The 22,739-nt window shown below is 40.2% G+C and carries 14 protein-coding genes; 4 read left to right on the plus strand and 10 right to left on the minus strand.

The genetic code is table 11. The features are described from left to right. Window positions 1-2: 2 nt before the first annotated feature. A complete protein-coding gene (locus ABFX33_RS18200) occupies window positions 3-2,807 on the minus strand; it encodes a TonB-dependent receptor (RefSeq protein WP_346087310.1) in 2,805 nt (934 codons plus the stop codon). A gap of 251 nt (window positions 2,808-3,058) precedes the next feature. After that, the gene (locus ABFX33_RS18205) at window positions 3,059-4,231 is read right to left on the minus strand and encodes an AraC family transcriptional regulator (protein WP_346087311.1); all 1,173 of its coding nucleotides are present in this window, start codon (window positions 4,229-4,231) and stop codon (window positions 3,059-3,061) included. Window positions 4,232-4,412: 181 nt separating this feature from the next. Here ABFX33_RS18205 and ABFX33_RS18210 point away from each other — a divergent pair, with 181 nt between their 5' ends. Next, on the plus strand, window positions 4,413-5,204 hold the full coding sequence (locus tag ABFX33_RS18210) for a hypothetical protein (protein WP_346087313.1): 792 nt from the start codon (window positions 4,413-4,415) through the stop codon (window positions 5,202-5,204). A 196-nt stretch (window positions 5,205-5,400) separates the two neighbouring features. On the opposite strand, the gene ABFX33_RS18215 is transcribed toward ABFX33_RS18210, so the two are convergent. From ABFX33_RS18215 to ABFX33_RS18245, 7 genes are all read right to left on the minus strand, one after another. After that, window positions 5,401-6,909, minus strand: coding sequence for a RagB/SusD family nutrient uptake outer membrane protein (locus tag ABFX33_RS18215; RefSeq protein WP_257091447.1), 1,509 nt, complete (start codon window positions 6,907-6,909; stop codon window positions 5,401-5,403). A 19-nt stretch (window positions 6,910-6,928) separates the two neighbouring features. Next, the gene (locus ABFX33_RS18220; RefSeq protein WP_346087315.1) at window positions 6,929-10,090 is read right to left on the minus strand and encodes a SusC/RagA family TonB-linked outer membrane protein; all 3,162 of its coding nucleotides are present in this window, start codon (window positions 10,088-10,090) and stop codon (window positions 6,929-6,931) included. 31 nt (window positions 10,091-10,121) lie between these two features. Next, entirely contained in the window at window positions 10,122-11,120 is a 999-nt protein-coding gene (locus tag ABFX33_RS18225) for a TlpA disulfide reductase family protein (protein ID WP_257091453.1), read from the minus strand. A 213-nt stretch (window positions 11,121-11,333) separates the two neighbouring features. Continuing rightward, on the minus strand, window positions 11,334-14,003 hold the full coding sequence (locus tag ABFX33_RS18230; protein ID WP_346087318.1) for a M14 family metallopeptidase: 2,670 nt from the start codon (window positions 14,001-14,003) through the stop codon (window positions 11,334-11,336). Window positions 14,004-14,506: 503 nt separating this feature from the next. Then, complete coding sequence (locus ABFX33_RS18235; RefSeq protein WP_346087320.1) at window positions 14,507-15,865, minus strand: hypothetical protein; 1,359 nt, start codon at window positions 15,863-15,865, stop codon at window positions 14,507-14,509. A 167-nt stretch (window positions 15,866-16,032) separates the two neighbouring features. Continuing rightward, entirely contained in the window at window positions 16,033-16,800 is a 768-nt protein-coding gene (locus ABFX33_RS18240) for a hypothetical protein (RefSeq protein WP_257091459.1), read from the minus strand. Between the two features lie 45 nt (window positions 16,801-16,845). After that, window positions 16,846-17,571: a hypothetical protein gene (locus tag ABFX33_RS18245; RefSeq protein WP_346087321.1), complete on the minus strand. Its 726-nt coding sequence runs from the start codon at window positions 17,569-17,571 to the stop codon at window positions 16,846-16,848. Window positions 17,572-17,979: 408 nt separating this feature from the next. Here ABFX33_RS18245 and ABFX33_RS18250 point away from each other — a divergent pair, with 408 nt between their 5' ends. Beyond that, on the plus strand, window positions 17,980-18,615 hold the full coding sequence (locus tag ABFX33_RS18250) for a carbonic anhydrase family protein (protein ID WP_223582887.1): 636 nt from the start codon (window positions 17,980-17,982) through the stop codon (window positions 18,613-18,615). Window positions 18,616-18,774: 159 nt separating this feature from the next. On the opposite strand, the gene ABFX33_RS18255 is transcribed toward ABFX33_RS18250, so the two are convergent. After that, complete coding sequence (locus ABFX33_RS18255) at window positions 18,775-19,620, minus strand: DUF5694 domain-containing protein (RefSeq protein WP_346087323.1); 846 nt, start codon at window positions 19,618-19,620, stop codon at window positions 18,775-18,777. A gap of 161 nt (window positions 19,621-19,781) precedes the next feature. Between ABFX33_RS18255 and ABFX33_RS18260 the strand changes: the two genes are divergently transcribed. Both ABFX33_RS18260 and ABFX33_RS18265 read left to right on the plus strand, forming a co-directional pair. Then, complete coding sequence (locus ABFX33_RS18260; protein WP_346087324.1) at window positions 19,782-21,053, plus strand: sialate O-acetylesterase; 1,272 nt, start codon at window positions 19,782-19,784, stop codon at window positions 21,051-21,053. A 513-nt stretch (window positions 21,054-21,566) separates the two neighbouring features. Next, window positions 21,567-21,965, plus strand: a complete 399-nt coding sequence (locus tag ABFX33_RS18265) for a DUF1801 domain-containing protein (protein WP_120257073.1) — start codon at window positions 21,567-21,569, stop codon at window positions 21,963-21,965. Window positions 21,966-22,739 lie beyond the last annotated feature (774 nt).

Raw genomic sequence — 22,739 nt, forward strand, 5'->3', positions numbered from 1 at the left:
TTTTAAAAAAGTTTTGCACTGATCCCCACTTGACCACGGACAGAATACCATTCGGCTTGTTCGGCACGATCGTATACACCATGATAGTAGCGCACCGGGGCTCCAGTAATATTATTTAACTCGGCGAATAATCTGAATTTCGAGTTGATACTATAGGAAGAAGAAAAGTCTACCGAAAAATTGCTTGAATACCAACGGTAATGCTCAGGTCCTGCGACCTGACGAATGGCATCAAGATATTTACCTTTATAATTGCCGGCAATACGTGCCATAAACTTGCTATTCTCATAGATGAAGGAGACATTGAACAAGTGTTTTGCCTGCTTAGGAATCACGCTTTCATCTTCTATCAATTTTCCTTTGTCAAAGCGCGGAACTTTCGCTTTTGAGTCTGTATAGGTATAGTTGGCATCTACTCCAAATCCTTTCCATATTCCTGGCAGCTCTGTAAATCGCTTGGATATACCGGCTTCAAAACCTAACAGCCAGGCATTTTGAAGATTCTTGGGCTCATTTACATTGAATAAAACACCATCAATATCTTGTGTAGATTGATTGGAATAGATCAGGTTGGAAAGTTTTTTGTAAAATGCGCCTGCCGAAAACATACCTATGCCGCCAAAGTAATGTTCGGCCATGAGATCAAAATTGCTAGCGAAAGTGGGTTTCAAGTTTGGATTACCACGGGTGATGACACGGTTGATATCGTCCTGTGTCGTACCGGGATTAAGGCTACCAAAATCGGGACGGGTGAAACTTCGCGTAAATGCCAGCCGAATAATGTCATTCTTCGTCGCATTGATCTTTACATGCAACATTGGCAGAAAAGCATTATAGCTATTGTCCTGATTGATTGCTTCTACTTTAGTCGATTTGTCTGCGAGCGTTGATACTTTGTTGCCTGAAAAAGTAACTTTGTTGTACTCGTTTCGTATTCCTCCTATAATGGTGAGCTGCTCTGTCAATTTAAATTCAGCAGAACCATAAATTGCATATACATTTTCCTTTCCACTGTAGTAGTTGGCGGCACCTGATGCGTTGCTAGCTGAATCGACGCGGAATGGGTACAACTTGTTTTCGGCAATACCCTCCGGTGATGCAAGTTGCCTCACTGATGCCATAGCTACCTGATCAATAAGCACATTGTTGTAGGGCGATCCTATTTCGGTCAAAAAACCACCCCGATAGGGATAGGGTTCCGTACCTAGGCTGGCTAATGTTGGAGCAGCTCCAGAGATACCGGCTACATAAATACTATAGGGGTTTTCTACCTGCTTATCCTTGTGGATAAACTTTCCACCAAATTTAACGATCAACGAATTGCTAGGTGTATATTTCAAGTTTACTCCAACACGCTTGTTGCGTTCTTGATTTTTGCTCCTGATATTGACAACCTGTGTTAATTTCATGGCTTCTGCGCTAATCGCTGTAGTGGAAGCAAGATGAGGTAGGATATGGTCAATATAGTCCCCTGTTCCATCTGGCGAATCCATCGCGAGGTATTTCTTTCCATCTGGAGCCAAGCCATCATAATCAACCTTTTGGGAAAAGGTTGCCATTGGATAGTAATCGGGGTCCATAAATTTAAAAGCGGACTTATCCATGCTCAGTGCCCAATCCAATCCAAATCGTTCTGAAAAACTCGACTGCCCGCTAAGCTCCCCAGAGTAAAGGCTTGTATGGTAATCTGCGGCTCTGGTTGTTATGGTCGCTGTTTTAGTATTAAAATAGAAATAATTCTCACGGACACGCTGAGCGTCCATATATTCGCTATAGAGTCCCTTAGCCATGATTTTGTGCCTTTCATTAAATGCATATTCAAGTCCACCATTAAATCCCAATGTACGCCGGCGTGCAATATAATCCCGCAATTGTAGATCTGTGATGGAAAAAGCCTGCATAGCATTACTGTTCGAAAAATCATAGTTTAGGTTATATCGGTCCTGAGCAGCTGTTCGGTCCCAGATTACTGCCGAAAGGATATAACCCAATTTTCCCTGCGCAACACGGTCGCCAAAGAGGATTGAACTGTTGTATGATCCGCGCTGAGATTGTCCGTTATAGCCGCCAGCCGCATTGATATGGAGTGTACGTTTTAAGGGAGCTGCTTTGGTAATAAAATTGATAGATCCTCCGATCGCATCTCCTTCCATATCCGGAGTGATTGCTTTTGATAGCTGCACATATTGAATCATCTCTGAGGGGAAAATATCCATCTGAATCCGTCGATCTGCATAGTCAAGACTAGCGGAAGGAAGCCGGTTCCCATTTAACAAAGACGCACTCCACTGTATGGGTGTGCCACGTACGGAAACATATCGCCCCTCCCCTTGATCTCGTTCAATGGAAACCCCTTGAATGCGTTGTACCGCTTCGGCAGCATTGCGATCGGGTAATTTACCAATAGCATCCGCCGCCAATACTTCCATAATAGCATTTGCCGTTTTTTTGATGTTTAATGCCTTGAGCTGAGAACCAGCTGAAGAACCGACAACTACAACCTCGCCCAGGCTATTATTGGATGGCTGCAATTTGATTATTCCCAAATGAACTCCCTCGCCTGAAACAAGTGTATCTAACGCGAATGCTTGATAACCGGTGTATAAAATAGCAAGTCGAGCAGGTCCCTTTTCCTTTAAAATCAGTGTAAACTTGCCATCGAGATTGGTTTGTGCAGTCAACTTCCCCACTTGTATTGTAGCGCCAGGCAATACCTCGTCGGTCATTGAAGTGACAGTCCCTGTAATTTGTTGTGCCTGTAAAAAGAAGGGCATCAACGAAATCAAAAAGAGTAATGTTCTTTTCATATCATGTAATCAATTTTTGTTATTTGCTACGAAATTGATATTTCATGAGATGCCTGTCGTCTTTCTCGATAAAGAAGTACGATCAATTAGCATCAAACACCACAAAACACTCATTTAATGACATTTACAAACATTAACTTTGCATTAAGATTAGGTTACCGATAAATTGATACGCTGATCGCGACGTGGAAACACCGCTTTTAGGATTAATTAATACCCGCTTTTCCAGCCCGATGGACAAGCATATTCACTTAGGTATTCACTAGGTTATAATGTGGTTTTGCTTTGAGATAGGCCGAAGGCGTGCAGCCCTGAACCTTTTTGAAATATTGATTAAACGAGGATTTGGAATGGAATCCAGCCTGAAATGCCATCGCAAGTATATTGATGGTCTCTCCTTTGCTTTTGTGCAGATCCATTAATGTAATAACCTCCTTAATTCGATACTCATTGACATACTGATAAAAGGACTTTTCCTGGTACTGATTTAACGTTTCGGAAAGATGGTGACGTGATACATCGGCCTTTGTAGCAAGAATATCTAATGTGAGACTTGGATCTAAGAAGACTTTATGCTGGGACATCAGATTTTCTACCTTCGCCAAAATACCTACATAGTCTATACCGGCATTCCTTTCATTTTCCTCAGCAGATGGGCATCGGGATTTCCCCATCGAGCTGTCCAACCGATCTTCATGCTGATGGTCAAGAATACGCGGCTTTACTTGCTCCTGCTGATATAAATGAACGTATAGGAAGGAGCTTACTTTGACATAAATAATAGATATGCAGATAACCGCCAATATAGAATAAATAATCAGACGGAGCCACAGATGGATAAGATTAAAATAGACGGATATATCAGATAGTCGAGTCCAGATGCTGATGATTAAAAATGCGAGTCCAACAAACAGGAACAGGGAAGCGGCCAGTCTAACCATACGTTTTTCAAGTTTCCAAAATGTCGGTATCGTATGTGTCTTAGCCAAAATTTTTAACGGGTACACGATATATAATATCGTATATGCATAACCAGATATTGAATTGTACAGTTTGATGAATGGTGGTAATTCGCCAGAATGGTTGATCACATAGGCAGCAATCCAAAAGTAACCAATAGATGCACCTATCGATGGAAACATCGCCAAAAGAATATCGATGGACTTTCCCTTATGTTCGAGAAAACGTATATAACACCATAACAAACCGGGATATGCCAATGCGATAAATGTATTGAATTGCTGATGGATTTTTGAATTGGGCCAAAAGACGTTCAATGCAAAACTGATTGCCAGGTGCAAAAAAATGGAGGCTAATAAATAAGAAAGGATATTATCATGCTGTCCATTATTTTTTTTGTCCTTCAATAAAATTCCCAAAGCCATTAAGGCTTGGGTTGCCCCTACGATAATAATATAATTCACGTTCTTAATCTAATTAAGCTGTCCTGCAAAGTTAATAATCAGGTATTATCAAATTGTTAAATGTACTTTCAGCAAGTTCTCTTTGCCATTTCCTATTATGTGATTCCTTTTCAGCTTCTTATTTATCAGAATTAAGCTGTAACTTAAACGCCTATAACGTTTACAAAAGCTCAAATTCAACATGACATTTCTCCGTAGATATCTTTCTTTCATCGCCTGCATAACTACCCTACTATTTTCCGTGAATGGATTTGCGCAAGAGAGGACTAAAACAGACAGCACGGTAATAGCACTTAAATTCGTTGACACATTACTTCCTGAGGGTAACTATATTGTAGAGGTGTTGGGATCCCCTCCTTTGAATGCCGCTGAGTCGGAAATTCTCAAAAAAATGAAACTTGCCATTCAACAGAACCAAGATTGGTTTCTAAAAACAATGAGCGGATTAAAACCTGGGGAACTTATGCCATATCACAAAAATCTAGGCATTAGCGAACAGGAGTACGCGGTATTTATACAAGTTTCACAATCGGCAAAAATAGACAAAATAGGGATCGTAAAGCTTAAGATCATTCACAAAGACAACAGCATTTATTTCGAGCCCGAAGACTTTCCTCATTATTTAAAGGAGCTCACAATTCACCTTAAGGACTATACGATCGTGATCGACAGTATACCCTTGAAATACAAAAGTCAACGCATCATGGACAGCAAAAAGACAACACTAGTTGCGGGACCATGGAAGGGATACTCCTGGGATTTTGAAGAAATTAGGAAAGACGGACAACTAATTGCAGACCCCGATAAGATGGATCCATCGGAAATTAACACGCTCGATATCAAATCGGTAAAACTGACTATTGGTAAACTCGACCATAATGACCAATGTTTTCTTTATCTAAGAAGTAATATTGTCAATAAAGGTCATGTGCTCGCAAAACAGGATATAGCACTCTTATTAAAAAAAGAATAAGGTAAATCTCGCTTGCTAGCTTATTCATTAAGCGGAAGAAATTCGTCTTGATCAATAAATGGAACAAATGACCAACGGCAGGCTCATTCCCTGATTTGATAGCTAGCTTCTTTTAAAATAAAGCATTTAAATAAAAGGCCACTTAGCGTTTTTCTAAGTGGCCTTTTAGTAACTCCTATAAGCAACTGACCATTGATTAGTTTTGCAAGTTTGGGTTATTATTCAGTTCGTTTAGAGGTATTGGAAATAAAAAATATTTGCTATTTGGAGATAAGTTAGATCCATCTGGAAACTTGAGAATATAATGTCCCATTACTGCTACTGTCTTTCCAGCATCATCCACAAAGGTCTCATTAGCCTCGCGACGTACAGGCGCCGTCTGCGTCCGCAGGATATCGTAAAGACGGAAACCCTCACCCCATAATTCTTTACGGCGCTCCAATAAAACTTCCTGTACCGCCTTTGCCTTATCAAAATTTGCGACATCGAGATCTTGCAAAGTCCGTTTACGTCTTAATTCGTTCAGGAGGTCTATAGCCCCTTTTACATCGTCCAGGCGAGCTCTACTCTCGGCTTCGATAAGCAGCTGTTCCGATGATCGCATTAAAACGATATGTCCATCACGGTTAGGGTGCTTATTTCTAAACTTACGGTAACGATAAGAACGATAGATCGCCTCAGCAGGTTGCTTGGCAATCTCAAAAAGCGATTTACGCACATCAGCAGCTGTAAATAAGCTGATAAAATTGGGGTCAGGAATAATGCTATTATAACCAAAATATAGATTTACACCTTTGGCATCTGTTGCGTAAGGAGTTGTCTCAATATAGGCTAAGAAAGAAGCTCCACCCAAATTTTGGGTCGCGGTCTGTGGGTGTCCCCAGATCCACTCCGGATTGCTGACATCGTTAAATCCTTCCTTGTACTGCTCTGCCGTCATAATTGGATAACCGACACGTGCTCTTGCTGCATAATCACGTGCTTGCGCCCAATTTTCCTGTGTCAAATATGTTCTAGCCAGTAGACCATAAATGACATTGAGGTCGAGTCTGTTCTTCACTTTCCGCTTGAAACCCACGAGTAATTTTTCGGCTTCTTTTAAATCGGAAATAACCTGCTCATAAACCTCCTTTACTGTAGCCAGTGGTTTGGGAACCGTCGTTGGTGTCGTCGGTTCGGTATAAATCGGTATTGCCTTGACATTTGGGTCTTTCACATAGGTAAACTGGTACTGACGTACGAGATTGAGATAATTCAATCCCCTCAAGGCATAGGCTTGCCCCTTGAGGTGTTTTAAGCTTTCTTTGCTGTTATCGTCAATTTTCACATTGGCTATCAGATTATTGGCATGGTCAATAGATTTATATTGCAAGGTCCAAAAGAAAAGCGCCCGGCGAGTGGTGTTGTCAAAAGGATCTTTATAGGGATATGAGTCCCGAAAACCATAACGGCCGTCACGTGCAATAGCGTCCTCTCCCATCACTTCATGTGTGAGGAATATGGTCGGGAGCCCAGGATTGTCCTGAGAGGTGCTATTTTCCATCAAAAAGCGGATCGATCCGTTGATAAAGGCATCAATATTATTCTCAGAAGAAAATACCTCGGGAGTCGTAATCTGGGTTGCAGGAGCAGTCTCGAAGAAACTGTCACGGCAGGATGAGAGTACCAATAAAGGAAAAATGATCGTGATATATTTTAATTTCATAATAAATCAAATATGCGTGTTAAAAGGAAACATTGAGGACCAGAGCGTATGACTTCTGTGCCGGGTAGCGATAGTAGGTAACTCCACCTACCGTTTGCTCTGGGTCCAGGCCCTGAGTTCCATAGAACGTCAATAGATTTTCACCTACAAAACGTATCCGAACATCGGAAAGAGACCATTTTGACACTAGATTACGCGGAATAGTATAGCTTAAGCTCAAATTCTTTAGGCGTCCATAGCTTGCACTCCGTAGAAAACGTGTGGAGGGAATACTATTCCAAGAATCAGTCACGTAAGACAATCGGGGGAAATCGGTATCTCTATTTTCGGATGTCCATCTATTGAGGGCCTCCTTGGACCAGCTTCGCCCCGGTGCTGAACCCACATGCATAATCATGGGTTGATCACCATCAAAGATTTTTCCTCCTAGACTATAGGAAAACAAGAAAGACAAATCTATTCCTTTGTAACTAAAGTTGTTACTAACACCGCCATAAAGATCCGGCAATGAACTTCCTTCAAAATAAAATGATGCTTCATTTTGATTCGTTGTCGTCGTGCGCCCAGTTATATTTCCTGTTGCATCTTTTACATCCTTATACCAGGTCGCCTTGCCGGTCTCCGGATCTACTCCGGCCCATTCCTTGATATAAAAATCATAGATGGAACCACCTTCAACCATTTTTTTCGTGTTACCATACTGCCCAATGGATCCAGTGAGAATTTCTTTTTGTGGTAGTTTGGTGATTTTATTTTTGTAGTGTCCCACATTTGCCGTAATAGACCATCTGAAATCTTTGTTTCGAATAGGCACACCGGTAATCTGCCCATCAATTCCACGGTTGCTCAATGAGCCGATATTGGCATCGATCCCGCTATAACCTGTAGACGGTGAAAGTGGCTTTTGGAAAAGCAGGTCTTTTGACTTCCGATCATAGACATCAATCTGTGCTACCAACCGATTGTTAAATAAAGCGATATCAGCGCCGATGTTGAGATTAAGATTTGTTTCCCATTTTAAGTCTGGTGTAGGTAAATCGGAGGGTAAAAGCCCCAGATTGTCCAAACTGTTATAAATGGAATAGAATCCACCATAAGCATAGTTACCGACTTTATCATTTCCCTGAGCTCCATAACTCGCCCGTAGATTCAGGTTGTTAATCGTACTGATTTCTTTCAGGAAGGATTCTTTTTTCACGTTCCAGGCCGCACCGATAGACCAGAAGTTACCCCAACGTGATTGTTTACTGAAGCGGGATGAACCGTCTCTACGGTAGCTTGTAGAAAAATGATAGCGGTCCAGATAATCATAATTTACCTGCCCCAACCAGCTTGCGAGCTTATAATCGGAAGAAGTCCCGTTAAAAACACCGCTCAGTGTCCCTGCGGATGGCTCCGTTTTACCAAGCACCTGGAAGCCCGTGCGGTTACCTGATAGTGAAGAAGCTCCCTCTACATAGATTTCGGGACCAACCAGCGCACTAACACTATGTTTATTACCAAATGTAGTCGCATAGTTCAGAAAGCTATTGACCGTATAGTTGAGTGTACGGCTCGAACTTCGGCTTGCGGATCCCGCTCCATCTGTAAGGACACCAGTACTATAGTACGAATGCGAATAGGTATGTGAACTCGTGTTTCGGTAGTCGATATTGGCCGAGGTCTTCAGGAATAAATTGTCCGCAAATGATATTTTGATATTGGTCCCCAACAAAACTGACTCATTGTTGGTACCGGAAATTGCATTTTCAGCGCTACCTAAAATATTTGAACCACTCGCAGCTGTGGTTGGGCGCCATAACCCATAGTCCCAGATCTTATTGCCCTGTTCATCCAGCACATAGCTCCCATCAGGATTGCGCTGATAGACGGGATACAGATCGGACACTAAACGCTGAAAGTTGGCGAAGTTGCCGGTATTGCTATCGCTCTGCGTAGGCGCACGTTGAAAGCCTGATGACAAGGCAACATTCCCGCCAACTTCAAACCAGTTGTTCACCTTAGATTGTATATTTGTTCGGAAATTATACCGCTTGAAATCAGCCATGCGAATCCAGCCTTGTTCATTGAGGTAACCGGCAGAAAGATAATAACGAGTACTTGCGCCGCCACCACTCAGACTAAGGTCATATTGCTGGCGTATCCCCCTTCGGGCAATTGCTTCTCCCCAGTTATCGTTCCAGAGCGATGTTGCTCCTGCAACCAGCTTTCCATCGAGCCCTACGGGTTTTGGATAGTTAGTCCCAAAGATGTTTACTTTAAGCGCACCATCGACCAAATAATCTGTGGCGTACTGGGCAGCATCGCCGGCGGATTTCCCTTGATCGAGCTGCGTATTGCGGATTGCTTCCCATTGCAATTCATAATATTCTTGCTGGGATAGGTATTCATAATCTTTCACTGCCCTCCCTGTATAACCGTAATTCGCCGAAAAGTTAACGGCAGTCTTACTGTTCAGTTCACCGGATTTTGTTGTGATCACGATGACGCCATTTGCACCACGTGAACCGTATAGTGCACTTGCTGTCGCATCTTTTAAGACCGAAATAGAAAGGATATCTTTTGGATTGAGACTATTGGGATTGGCCCCGGGGGTACCATCTACGACATAAAGCGGTGCTGTTGACGCGTTTACAGAGCCTACACCCCTGACAAATAATTCAGCATCACTCCCAGGCTGACCTGCTGCGGCAATGGACTGTAGCCCAGGCACCGTCCCTTGCAATGCTTTCCCAATTGTCGTAATCTGTAGATTATCTAATTCTTTGCCACTTACGGTAGCTACGGATCCTGTATAACTTGATTTTTTAGCCGTAGTATAACCTACTACGACGGTCTCCTCAAGTGTATGATCCACAGGCTCAAGTTCAATAACCACTGGAGAATGATCTATGACCAAGGTCTGACTTGTATACCCCACAAAGGAAATTGTCACTGTAAAGGGCAATTTCTGTCCGGTTACAAATTGAAACCTCCCAAATTTATCGGTACTTACATGATGAGTTACATCCTTTAGACTTAAGGTTGCACCAGCAAGAGGCTTTCCAGTGGCAGCGTCCTGCACAACACCACTGAGTACAGCATTTATAATAGATTTTGTTTGCTCCTGTGCGAAGGAAGGTGCCACGGCCCCACTGCCAGCTAATGAAAGAAGCAAATAAAACAAGCTTGATTTTCTCATTGTTTTTCTGTTTGATGTTTTTGTTTGTTCTTTACTCGCCGTAGATTTCCTTTAATTTCTGCAATAGCGCATCGCCTTTAATGTTACGGGCCACGATAATACCATGCTCGTCGATAAGTAGGTTGCTCGGGATAAAACGGACACCATACAGAGCTGCAGCTTCTGTATCCCAGAACGAAAGATCAGAAACCTGAGTCCAATCCAATCCATCGTCCTTAATGGCTTTTAGCCAATCTGCTTTTTTCTTATCCAGTGATACGCCAAATACGCTAAATCCATGGTTTTTATATTTCTGGAAAGCCGCAACAATATTGGGATTCTCCCGACGGCAAGGACCACACCAGGCTGCCCAAAAATCAAGCAATACGTATCCTTTACCAAGATGCTCACTGAATCTTACTTTATTTCCATCGGGACCAGTAGACACAAAATCCAAGGCTTTATTCCCCGGCAATACGGCACGCTGTTTTAAGATTAAATCTTTCAAGATGCGCACATATTGTGTTTGTTGCAATGAGGCATCCAGCAATTTTGTATGCTCTTCGAGCTCATCCGGCGACAGATTATAGGAATAGTTACGGAACAATGCATACGCAGCGACAATAGATTTGGGATCCGCTTCAATAAACTGCTTAGCAGTATACTTACGTTGCTCTTTATTTGCGCGCTCAAAATAATCTTGAGCTTTTGACCCTCTCACAGTAGCATGATCGCCATTTTCTCCAGACTGGATGAGCACTTCAATTGGAGCATCCTCCAAGAAAAGTTGGACGGGATAACCTTCTTCTTTCAACTTCAGACCATAGAGTTCGGGTAACTGCACTTGAGTCCCGAAACTAAATCGACCGTTGTGGACTGAGGCTGAATCAATCGTCTTAAATACTTTATTATCGTATTGTTGAAGATATATTTTACCTTCTTTCAATCCTTCTATTTTTCCAGTTAAACGTAGGGCTGCAACTTTTTGGGCCGATGCCTGTGTGGCAAGAAACAGCATCGAAACAGTAAATAATGTCAGTTTATTTTTCATCTATTTAAATTATTTAGGAGTGTTTATTTTCACTGGTATAAATGAAATCACTATGCCCAGTTTGCTTTTTCCAATAAAACTGCCTGATATATTCATTTTCCAGTAGGAGTATTCATGGATATTTTGCTTTTCAGCTATATTTATGAACTCCTCACTCTCCATTGAATAAATCATAGTTTTATCCTATTTTATTGGTTGTTAGTTTGTAATTGTTTATCTTCTTATCCCAGATTGAAGAACCTGTCCGAGCAAGACCGCATTAAAAAAGCTGCGTGCATTGCCAAAGGAAATACCTCGGAATAAGGGATCGTCAACAAAATATACAATACGTCCATTCCCACTATTTTCTACGATAATGCTGGCTGTACCTGTGATGTTCTTTTGGTTTTCGGCCGATGCGTATCCATTTAATAAGGGAGACTTGCTATAAATTGCAACATTATTATAGGCCTGGTCACCTAGTTCAACAAAAAGAGTGTGATTGCGGTAAACAGGTTTTGTTTTCTGGGTGTAACCATAACCGATGGGATGGGTTCTGTCAATTTCAGTGTTAAAATAGGTTCCACCAATACGTTTTGTTCCTTCCCGACCTTGGGCGGAAGCATAATCAAAACGTTCCTTTGTTTTCGTTGGTTTTTCCTCTTTCGGCACTACACTATCGCTCCTTCCGTCAAGAAATTGAAAAGAAGCAATCTTTTGTCCTGCAAGCCATTGTCCAGTACGTCCAAAAGCAATTAATGTTCCCCCATTTTTTACCCAAGCACGGATACGCTCAATAGCCGCCGAACTCAATCCGGTGTACTCGCCGCTAGCCAATACAAGTACTTGATATTCCTCAAGGTTTACACGACTGAATTGATCAAGATTTAACCGTAAGATCGGCTGTTCCAATTGGCGCTCAAATGTATACCACACTTCTCCGGCCTCATAAGCACTAATCCCATTTCCGGTTAAAAGCAATGCATTTTGAGGTGCGAGGCTTTTAAATCCACTACTTCCGAGATCTATTCCCTTTCCGCTGTATCCCGTGGAAGCGGATGTAATCGTTATATTTCCTCTTTTATTCAATTTCTGTAAGAGATCAAATAATTCATCTGCTGAGATGGGCTGACCTTGTATGGGAATCAGCAGACTTCCATAATCAAACCCTATTGTCCTGCCCTGATCAGATAGTTCAAAGGGACTGCTAGCGGACTTCACAAGGATGCCGCGCTGTAGCAATTGGGATAACAACCAAGCTGCTCCCTCCTGCCGCCAGTCTACGAGATAAGCATAATTGCTCCTTGTCAGGGCAATAGCTTGCGGATTGATAGCAGAACTTTGATCGCTCTCTCCGTTGTCCACCCCTTGTTTTAGACTAGCATAAGAGAAGCCATAGAGGTAAGCAATGGAATTGCCCGAGCCATCATAAAAAACGCTGTCCACATATGTTTTGGTCTCGTCAAAGATGACTTTGACCAGCCGATAGTTTGCCTGCGCCGTCGGAATAATGATGGAAGTTCCTTTCTCAAAATCTTTACCATCTACCTTACGGTCACGATTGTTCGTTAGGTAACGGATTTGATGCCTGGCAAGAAGGTCCTTGAAATGTGCTGCTGTGTTATTATTGTACTTTAGATCTACCAAGTAACCTTTAACTGGATCTTTTTGAGCTAATTCGAACGCCGACTGGAAGAATCTCAGTTGATTTTCCAAAAGTGTCGTACGATGATCAATAGATGCTGTAATGCTCGCCAAGGCTATTCTGAAGTGGTTTCGAATAGCAAAGGGGTAAGTTAGATCACCATTGCTTGTTTTTTGAAAGAGGCCTCGTGGACTTGCTTGCTCAAAGAGGATTCCTAGGCTTCCGACATGATCAGGATAAGTAGATCCATAGGTTGGATTAATATTATCAAATTGTTCTTTGGTGAAATAAAAAGATCCTATTTCATCCAATGCCTTCGCATAATAAGTAGCAAATTTCTGATTTAGCTGATATGTACTTTTAGGGACTAAGGGAGATTCTTGAGCATCGGTCTTTGTGGGTTCGAAGAAGAAGGAAGATGCTGCTCCCATCTCATGGAAGTCGCCTTGAAAATGGGGCAGCCAATGTTGAAAGTAGCTGACACGCGCCTTACTTTCGGGATTTACCTGATTGATCCAATCGCGGTTTAAGTCAAACCAATAGTGATTTGTTCGGCCTCCGGGCCAAACTTCGTTGTGCTCTCTATCCAGAGGGCTTCCGTTTGGTGGAAATGCTGCATTAGCATTGACCCAATTGACATAACGATCATAACCATCTGGATTACGAACTGGGTCTATAAAAAATATTCCCTTTGCTAGTGAGGTCTTAACAGCTGGGTCTTCGGCAGCTGCTAGGTAATAAGCGGTTAAAATAGATGCTTCGGCAGCTGAGGTTTCGTTACCGTGCACACTAAAACCCAAAAATACCAATGCGGGCTGTGCTTCATTAGATACGATCCGGTTCTCTTTTGCTTTGTTAATCGTTTCGATATGCTGTTGACGAATTTGTTCACTATTGCGTATGTTGTCGGGTGAAGAAGCTTTCAGCACGATCAGCGGTCTCCCTTCCCAGGTACGACCAATCGTATCTATCTTTATCCGGCCGGAATGTTGCTCAAGTATCTTAAAATAATCAACAATCTGGTCATAACGGGTATGACTATGACCGATTTGATGATTGAAAAATTGACTTGGCGTGGGGATGTTTGTCACAAAACGGCTTCCTGCCGGAAAATAATAATCTTTCTCCAAGTTTTGCCCAGCGGATTCATTTTGAAACACTTTGGGCACTGAGCCCTCCTGGGCAGGAGCAAAAAGAATACTGCTCCACAGTAAAAAAAGCAATAGCGAGCACTGGAAAAATACTTCGTATTTTTTCATAGGGATGAATTAGTTTAATAAGTGAATACTGACAAGTAGGATGATGCTACTTGTGGCATGATTGATAATAAGAGAAATACTATCCTTTACTATCCATTAAAAAAGTCTAGAAGAAAAAATTTAAGCGCAATAGCGCATTCGAAATGGAGTAAGATTAAATCGAATGTTTTTCATGTTGTGAATGACGGAAAAGGTTGATCTTTGTGGTTTCATTTGAACTTTGTTTTTGTTAGGTTGTATCGCTGCCAACGCCAATTGATAAACGATTTGATCACAAATATAAAACATCTTACTGATAAATACTACTAAACAAGTAGTCTTTTTTTACTTTTATCAGGAATCACGATTTTGTGACAAGGATATCATTGCCCAATACACCTAAGACGCCGGACCAAGGATAGCTATAAACTTTTCGGGGTATTTAATTTATCCAAAGCAATGGTAATCATTTCCTTTAGATTATTATTCGTGTTTTTAGGATTTCGACAGAGGTGAGTTTATCTTCATTGTGAAAGTGCTCCAAGTGTGAGGTACGTTGCCCAGATACTGGCTGCTAGAGCGAACAAGAGACTGTACCAGAGAATATCTATTGGCCTTCTGATCTTTATCAAAAAAACTATGACAAACATCAATGGGCAAACTGTGATAAAAATAAAGATAATTGTCGCTAAAGTCTCGAAAATATCTTGACTATAATTCATAAGCAATAACATGATCCCGACATAAAACAGCCAGACGAGGAGCGGTGAAATAAAGCACAACAGCAATCTCCACAGTAATTTGAGCTTAAAATGATCCGGGATGGCCCTGCGATAATTTCTATATAATAAATAACATATCCCCGCCAGACTTAGGACCAGAATTACCAACTGCAAATAGATATTAAAAATGGTGTCAGCACGGGTATTGATATTTGAAGAGGATTGGAGTTTATCATGGCTATAGTGTTTGATATTGATTGTTTCTCCATTAACAAATCTCTTTATGACCTTATCGGCACTGATCGCGTCCCTGATTATCCAGGTGGAGTCTTCCAATCCCATCTTATAAAATCCTTCAATAATAGTCTTACCTCCTTTTGTCCTGATGAACCGTCCATCAAGTCGCCCACCATTAAATCTTAAAGAATCACTCCCCTCTTCAGTATTGACTGTGAGCAAAGTTATTTTTCCGGGCGAAACCAGGCTAGCACTATCTGCTAAACGATGTAAAATGGCAAGATCAAGAGTTTTGATTGATTGATTCTTATTGTAATCATCGTTCCGCTCAGGCCTACTGGTAGATAGATAATTTATTTTGACAACAAGTAAGGAATCGCTTTTATGAAATTCCAATTCATCATCAAAATTAAGGTGCTGGATTGTCGGATCTTTTAACAGTACATACTGCGGCTGATCAAAAGATTGGATATATCTTTGCTGGCTGGTAGCACAGAAAGAGAAAATTGCGACAGCTGCGCTAAAATATGTGCTCAATCGCGTCATTAAGACTGGATTGACGGACTGTTGTGCCCTCCTTTTTGTGTAGAACCATGCCAACAATATCATGGGTAATGCGATCAGATCCGAAAGATCCACGGTTCTACCAATACCAAAGTAGGGCTTCATAAATTGTATGATAACCGAGGAATATTCACTTTTCCAAAAGACAAATAAGACTGCTGTGGATATAAAAACCGTTAATTTTTGTTTAGGGAAGATAACGGACCAGAAAATAGGAAAAATAAAAAGTCCACTGAAATCAGATAGTTTTCCGGTAAACGTATTATGGAATACCGCTTTGAGAAAAAAATCATTGATAATTAATAGAACAAGAAAAAAAATAAAAAGCGGCGAAACAAGATGCTTTAGGCGTTCATACATACTTTAGCGTTTACGTTTTCTATTGATACTTATTATGCAATTTGGTAACCCAAAGACTACAGCAGTTGCGAAGACCATTTTCACAATAGTTATGGGGATATTGTTTAAGATTGCGAAAGTGTGATTTTCGGAAAATAACGGCAAAAATAGAATGGTTCATTCGACCATTAACATCCCATCGGGGTTTTAATAATAATTAATTTGGTTACTTTTTGTCCATTGTCTTTCCGCTTACCTACGATTCGTAAGAAATATCGACTTAAACTTATGGCACAAGGATATTCACGTGGAGAATTTGTTTTTTCCAAAAGTTTAAACCAATCCTCTCCACACTGCTCTTTTACTTTTTGCTTCAACTCATCCATCGAGACTTCGGGAAAAGTATTATAATCCTCTTCGGTGTATTTATCACCTACAAATTGCCCATTTGAATTTTGTTTTAACGACTTCCAGTTGGAATTAAAATGCTTCCAATCAATAAGATCACAGTGAGGCCCTTCATTCATAATGGTTACACTCGTTTCATAGCGTTGCTCAATGTTCAAACCGATAAGTTGCTCGCTCGAAATGGATATGGTACGCCCTTCAATGGTTTCTCCAACTTCAGCTTCGATCTCAGCAGTATCTTTTTGAATCCGTTCCATTTTTTCTGCATCAAAAATAGCCATGCCATTAATGACTACTACAAGTTCATTGAATTTTATTTTTGTAATTGTGTTAGATTCATTCGTATTGTGTACAGCGGATAGGTCCACGCTATCGCTACCTCCTAGCTGCATATTCTTATTTTCAGTCAGTAGAACTCCTGCAGTATCTTTCTTTTCATCCCCAGTGATAACTGCATGTTGTGGATCAGTTCGGTTTTTTTGTTTTCTTTCGTTTCTACAGCTTAAAGCCATTAGCGCGAGTATAGTAAGCGTAATATTTTTCCACATGATAAAGTCGTTTTAAAATCCAGAACGTCCACAATGAATGGTACTTTACTTGATATTTATCTTATTGTTTAACTCAGCAGTGTAATAAGTAAACTGCTTACTTCTCTCATTGCCGACCTTTTTAAGTGTATAAGCTTTTACAATTATGGTATTCTGATCGATCCATCTAATATTTTCGACTGCCCAGTTTTCGGTTTGAAAACTACTGTTTTCGGAAAGACGAATCCGAAATGGAGTTCCTTTTCGCACGTCAAGAATTCCTATAAAACAGCTATTAGGTGCGTACACCTCATTGTAATAATATGCCAGAAACCGTCCGTCAGGGGATGGAATAGGAATTTCAACAGCACCATCACCTACCGAAGCAATCCTATGTTGGCAACCCTCAATGCTATCCAACAAAACCAAATCGCTAAAGCCCAAACTTTCGGCAACAGAATGGCTTATCAAAATATACATTTTCAGCTGTGGAAAATAGCCGTTATACTCCCAACCCCGGAATCCATCTCCTTGGCCTGCTGAGGAATTATACTTTTTAAATTTTAACTTACCTTTTCCTGTTGGAATCACAAAATTTTTCTTTTCAACTTCAGGCCTGATATCGACGACGGTATTGGCGCTGAATGCCTTTTCATAGTTTTCTGCTGCCGCGGTCTTGAAATTTATCTTAGGCAAGCTGTCGTACCGATCTCCATAGCCGACAGTCAGATTTTTATCGGACTGCCCGTAAACAAGGCTTATGGAAAAAAGAATAATAAAAATCAATTTCATATTTATTTCTCGATTATGCGTAGCAAGAAAAGTTTTCCTGATACTATTTGACAAGCAGATTTATAACTTCCTAAAAGAATTAAAAACCAACTCGATATAAAGGTAACTTACATAACAACAAAAGTTAAAGGCTATTTAATATTTGTTTATAGCTGTTTATGATTCGTAGCTTCATAAGCTTTTTTTGCTTCGCGGTGGCATGAGTCATTGTATCAGCAAATTTGACGGCAATCTAGTATATATTAGGCTTCTATCTACCCGTTTAACAGATACCGAAAAAATAGTCCTACATGTGCTGTGCATTGCTTTGTACAGCCAGAAAATTCAAGGGAGAAGAAATTGGAGCTCTTTTTGCCATTAAAATTTAACGAATTTATCCTATCTTTAATATTCAAATATTTAAATTTTATGAAGGCACATACGTACGAAACACAATCGACAATTACTCCTGAAAAAGCATTAGACTTCTTAAAAGAAGGCAATCAACGCTTTGTCAATAATCTAAAAGCAAACCGGGATCTACTCGAACAGGTGAATGCTACTCGTGAGGGTCAATGGCCATTTGCTGTGGTATTAAGCTGTATCGATAGCCGCACTTCTGCTGAACTTATATTTGACCAGGGTTTGGGTGATATTTTCAGTATCAGAATTGCAGGAAATTTTGTCAATCAAGATATTCTAGGCTCTATGGAATTTGGCTGTAATGTTGCTGGATCTAAACTGGTTGTCGTTTTAGGCCATACCAAATGTGGTGCTTTGAAAGGTGGATTGGATGCTGCACAAATCGAAAAAATGGGAATGGACAACTTGAACCATTTAGTTAATCATTTTGATCCTATTATCAATGAAGTGATTGATGAGAATGAAGAGCGTTCATCAAAAAATAGTGTATTGCTGGAGAAACTTAACCAACAGAATATTAAACATGCAATTAAAGATATTCGCAGACAAAGTTCAACACTTCGTAAACTTGAAGAAGAAGGTAAGATTAAGATTGTTGGTGCCAATTATGATGTTGAAACAGGAAGTGTAAATTGGTTATAAGCTTATTAAACAATGTGATTACTCTTTTGAGGATCAAAATTTGAGGACTTATTCAAAGAACTGTACTGCATAACACGAAGACATGTGTTATGCTATAAATATAAAAAGGCCGTTTGGAAAGTATCCAAATGGCCTTAAATTACCTTGTATTCCTACTATTTATTTCAGATAATTTTCAATATCAACAAGCTGGTATTTAGGACTTCTCTGCATGAATTCATCCAAAAAAGCGCTATGGGTAGCTCCCATTATTATAAAAATTCGATCATCGTTATTGACTGGTATTTGGTTTAAATTGGAGAATATCCGCAGATTTCGTCTATAAAATTTGCTCGCTTCATCTGCCCCTTCGAAATTGCCTTTAGTACTGTTGTGAGTTAATATATCAGCATTTAGATTTATAAATTTTTGGAAAGTCGCTTTGCGATTAAATAGCTTCAATTTTTCTAGCACAGAAAGGTTTTCTGCGGCCATAAATTCTTTAAGAATACTGGCGTTGTATTTTTTTGAGGTTATACTGTCTACCTGATTTTCCAGTTCATTCCCTATATTATAGTTATAAGCTGCGGTCTGCTGCTCGTCGATACCATATATTTTGTTTACGCCAGTCATTTTACCAATTTCGTAAGCAATTAAGGCGATCTCCCCTCCATATTTTGGGGTATAATCTTTAATTTCCTTAAAACTCCTGTAGTCTGCATTCAATTCCTCATTTTTGGTAGGAAGTACTTCCACACAAATTATTGTCGGTTTGAATTCCGCCAGCATCTTTGCTATTTTATAAGCCTCATTCTTATTTTTATCATCCTTTTCATTAAATTTTACTTTATGTGCATCAGGTGTATATGTCATGTGAAAAGTCGCAAAATTTAGGACTTCAATTTTTTGCGCATAAACTTTTCCCAAAAAAATTCCAAAAAGCAATATGAGGATGATTTTTAAATTGATCCCTTTTGCTCTGTTAGATAATTGAATCAACTGTGCTGTGTTTTTCAGGCTTTTCATGTGTTAGTTTGTTCTTATTGATTCAAAAATATCACAGTTTGCTCGAATACAGGCTACACTTGGGTGTAGTTTTATAGGTGGGCCTAGGCGGAATCGCTTAGCTCATTCTTTATGGCTAATGAAAGCTTCCAGAACAGCTTTAATATGCAAAAAGACAAATTATGAAAAAATTAATACCTTTGAGCACTATGCTGCAAGTAACCTGTGCGATTATACAACACGCTAATAAAATTCTGATTTGCCAACGCTCTGCGTCGATGAAGCTACCATTGAAATGGGAATTTCCGGGTGGGAAGATTGAAGCCGAAGAGTCTAAAGAAGACTGCCTACGCAGGGAGATCAAAGAGGAACTCAATATTGATATTACTATACATAAAGCACTCACGGTGATAGAGCACCATTACGCCGAATTCTCGCTACAGCTCTATCCATTTGTATGCAGTCTGCATTCGGGTGAAGTGGATACACTGGAACATGCGCAAGCGATATGGGTAGATGCCGCTGAGCTAAAGAATTACGACTGGGCAGAAGCGGATCTGCCTATAGTGGATGAGTATTTAAACGGACAACAAGATAATAACAAACATATGGTACATTCTTTTCTGATGGTTGGCCAATCTAATATGGCTGGAAGAGGATTTTTAAATCAAGCTCCCCTACTTTTTGATGAAAGAATAAAAATGCTCCGCAACGGATGTTGGCAAACGATGTGGGAACCTATTAATTGTGACCGTCCAACGTCTGGAATCAGTCTTGCATCAAGCTTCGCCGCTGCCTGGCTGGAGAAGAATCCAGATCGTGAGATCGGACTTATTCCATGTGCTGATGGCGGAAGTAGTCTGGATGACTGGCGCACCGATGGTCCACTCTTCAAAAATGCTATTTTTCAGGCCAAACTAGCCATGGAAAACAGTTCCTTGGATGGCATACTCTGGCATCAGGGTGAAAATGACAGTTTAATGGGACGTTCAAAGCAATATGCTGAAAAATTGAAAAATATAGTCGATGCATTCCGGAATGCCTTGGAAGCGGCCGACATTCCTTTTATTTCGGGTGGCCTTGGCGACTTTTTACCATTGGGGCGCTACGGACAATACTTTCCTGAATCCCGCGAGGTGAATGAAGCTTTATTAGGTTTTACCGAAAATAGTGACAATTGTTATTTTGTGAGTGCTAGCAAGCTAAATTCCAATCCCGATGGATTGCATTTTGATGCGCCATCCCTGCGAAAATTTGGGCTGAGATATTTTCAGGCATTTCATCGGCAGACTAATATACTTGGTGTGCTGGACAATGAGGAAGAAACAGTCCAAAGATTAGAACAGCGACCATTGACAGCAGCAGAAAAGAAAACGGTGCTGGAAATTAGGTATGCCTCAGGGCTGCTCTCGCAATATGAATATGAGAAACAATCGCAACATTTAGAACGGTGATTTTGAGCAGAGGTTAGCCTATCTCAGGGCTCCATCCTCACAGTAATCTTCAATCGCTGGAGAAACATGGACTAATTATAGTTGCAGCATCTATTGTATTCCATGATTTCCTTCCAATTAGCGTATCTTAGTATTGCTGCAATTTTATTGTTCTTTCCCAGAGGCTCAAAAATAACACTTTGCCCCCGTCGATTCCTTATCTTAGGTTATATATTCCCACAGAATATGGTTCTCTGTTTTCAATTCAAGGCCCTTCATTCTGGTTGGTTCGCCCTTATTAAAATCGAACGCATTGATATAACCGACCTCTGGTTTTACATTTAGCTTTTTAGTCCAGATTTGATCAAGACCTTCTGTCGTCATAAACGTTTGATACACCTTAGAAATCGTACCTTTCGACCAGCTAGTCTTTAAACCTAGGAGTTTATTTTTTTAATCTAGAACTATAGCTGAATCAAAGAAAATTGAATAATTTTAGATGGTAAACAAAAGACCTAGGGACGATAAAAAATTATGGAAATAGAACAATATATCAGTACACTTTCGCAAACCGAGCAACAAGCGATTAGTCAATTCCGAAAAGTAATATTAGAAAATGACAAAGCTGTTTCTGAAAGTTTTGGAAAATTCATGTCTAATCCCAATGCGATCAGTTATAATGAACAGGGTGTTTTCAAATATGGACTTACAGTTGCTAAAAACTATATCTCATTCCACTCGTTGGTGATGTATTCCAACCCCCAACTCATAGATGAGCTAAAATCAAAATTGCCCAAAGCCAAATTCCAAAAGGGTTGTATTAATTTTAAATCGTTGGATGAATTTCCGGAATCGGTTTTGATAGACCATATGCAGATATCTTCCAAAATAGACTTCAGTCCAGTAATAAACCGGTACCTGAAAAAGAAGTAAAACCCATGCGAATTTATAGATTGACCAAAACTGGGGGATGTGCTCAATTTGTCCTTTTATTTGGTATATGATCTGAATTGGCAAAGAGGCGTATTATCCATCCCTATTTGCAAACAAAATGCATCAAATTTATATTGGAGTAAACTATGATAAGGTCGACAGGCAATGTAAAGAAGATTATCAGCAATATCCTAACACAGCCCATTCTTTGTAGGATCATCGGTGTACTAATGGTCCTATTTAACAGTTTAATTACTTTTAGTGATATTCATACCCTCTATCAATATCATTTTTGTAAGAGTTGTTACTGGTACGAGATGGAGCTGGAGTCTATTCTTTATTTCAGAATAACTATTGGAACCATCAATATATTACTAGGAATGGCATTAATAACACTAAAAATTAGGTCCTGGTTGTTGGTTTTGATTATCTACATATTAATATTCAACATTAGCTTCGAATTAGAAAAGATAATCCATAGGGTAGAAATCGGTGATCCTCAGGAGTCTTCGTGTGCAGGAGATAATACTCAACTTGTATCAGATTATGCTATAGTATTTTGGAGGAAGATCTTTTCCTATATTGCCGCACGGAATCCGTATAAGAATGGAACCCAGCAATATATTAAATATATATAGGAAAAGTCATCGAAATATAAAGTATGCAGCCAGCAGCCGAGAGAAATCAGGGACTAAATATTCTGCAAATTTCACTATCAATGGATTTATATTCGTTTGGAAAAACAGTCAAGGCTTATCTTTATTCCCTGCTATA

Origin of the sequence: Sphingobacterium ginsenosidimutans, assembly GCF_039536865.1 — a bacterium.
In the GTDB taxonomy this organism is placed as follows: domain Bacteria; phylum Bacteroidota; class Bacteroidia; order Sphingobacteriales; family Sphingobacteriaceae; genus Sphingobacterium; species Sphingobacterium detergens.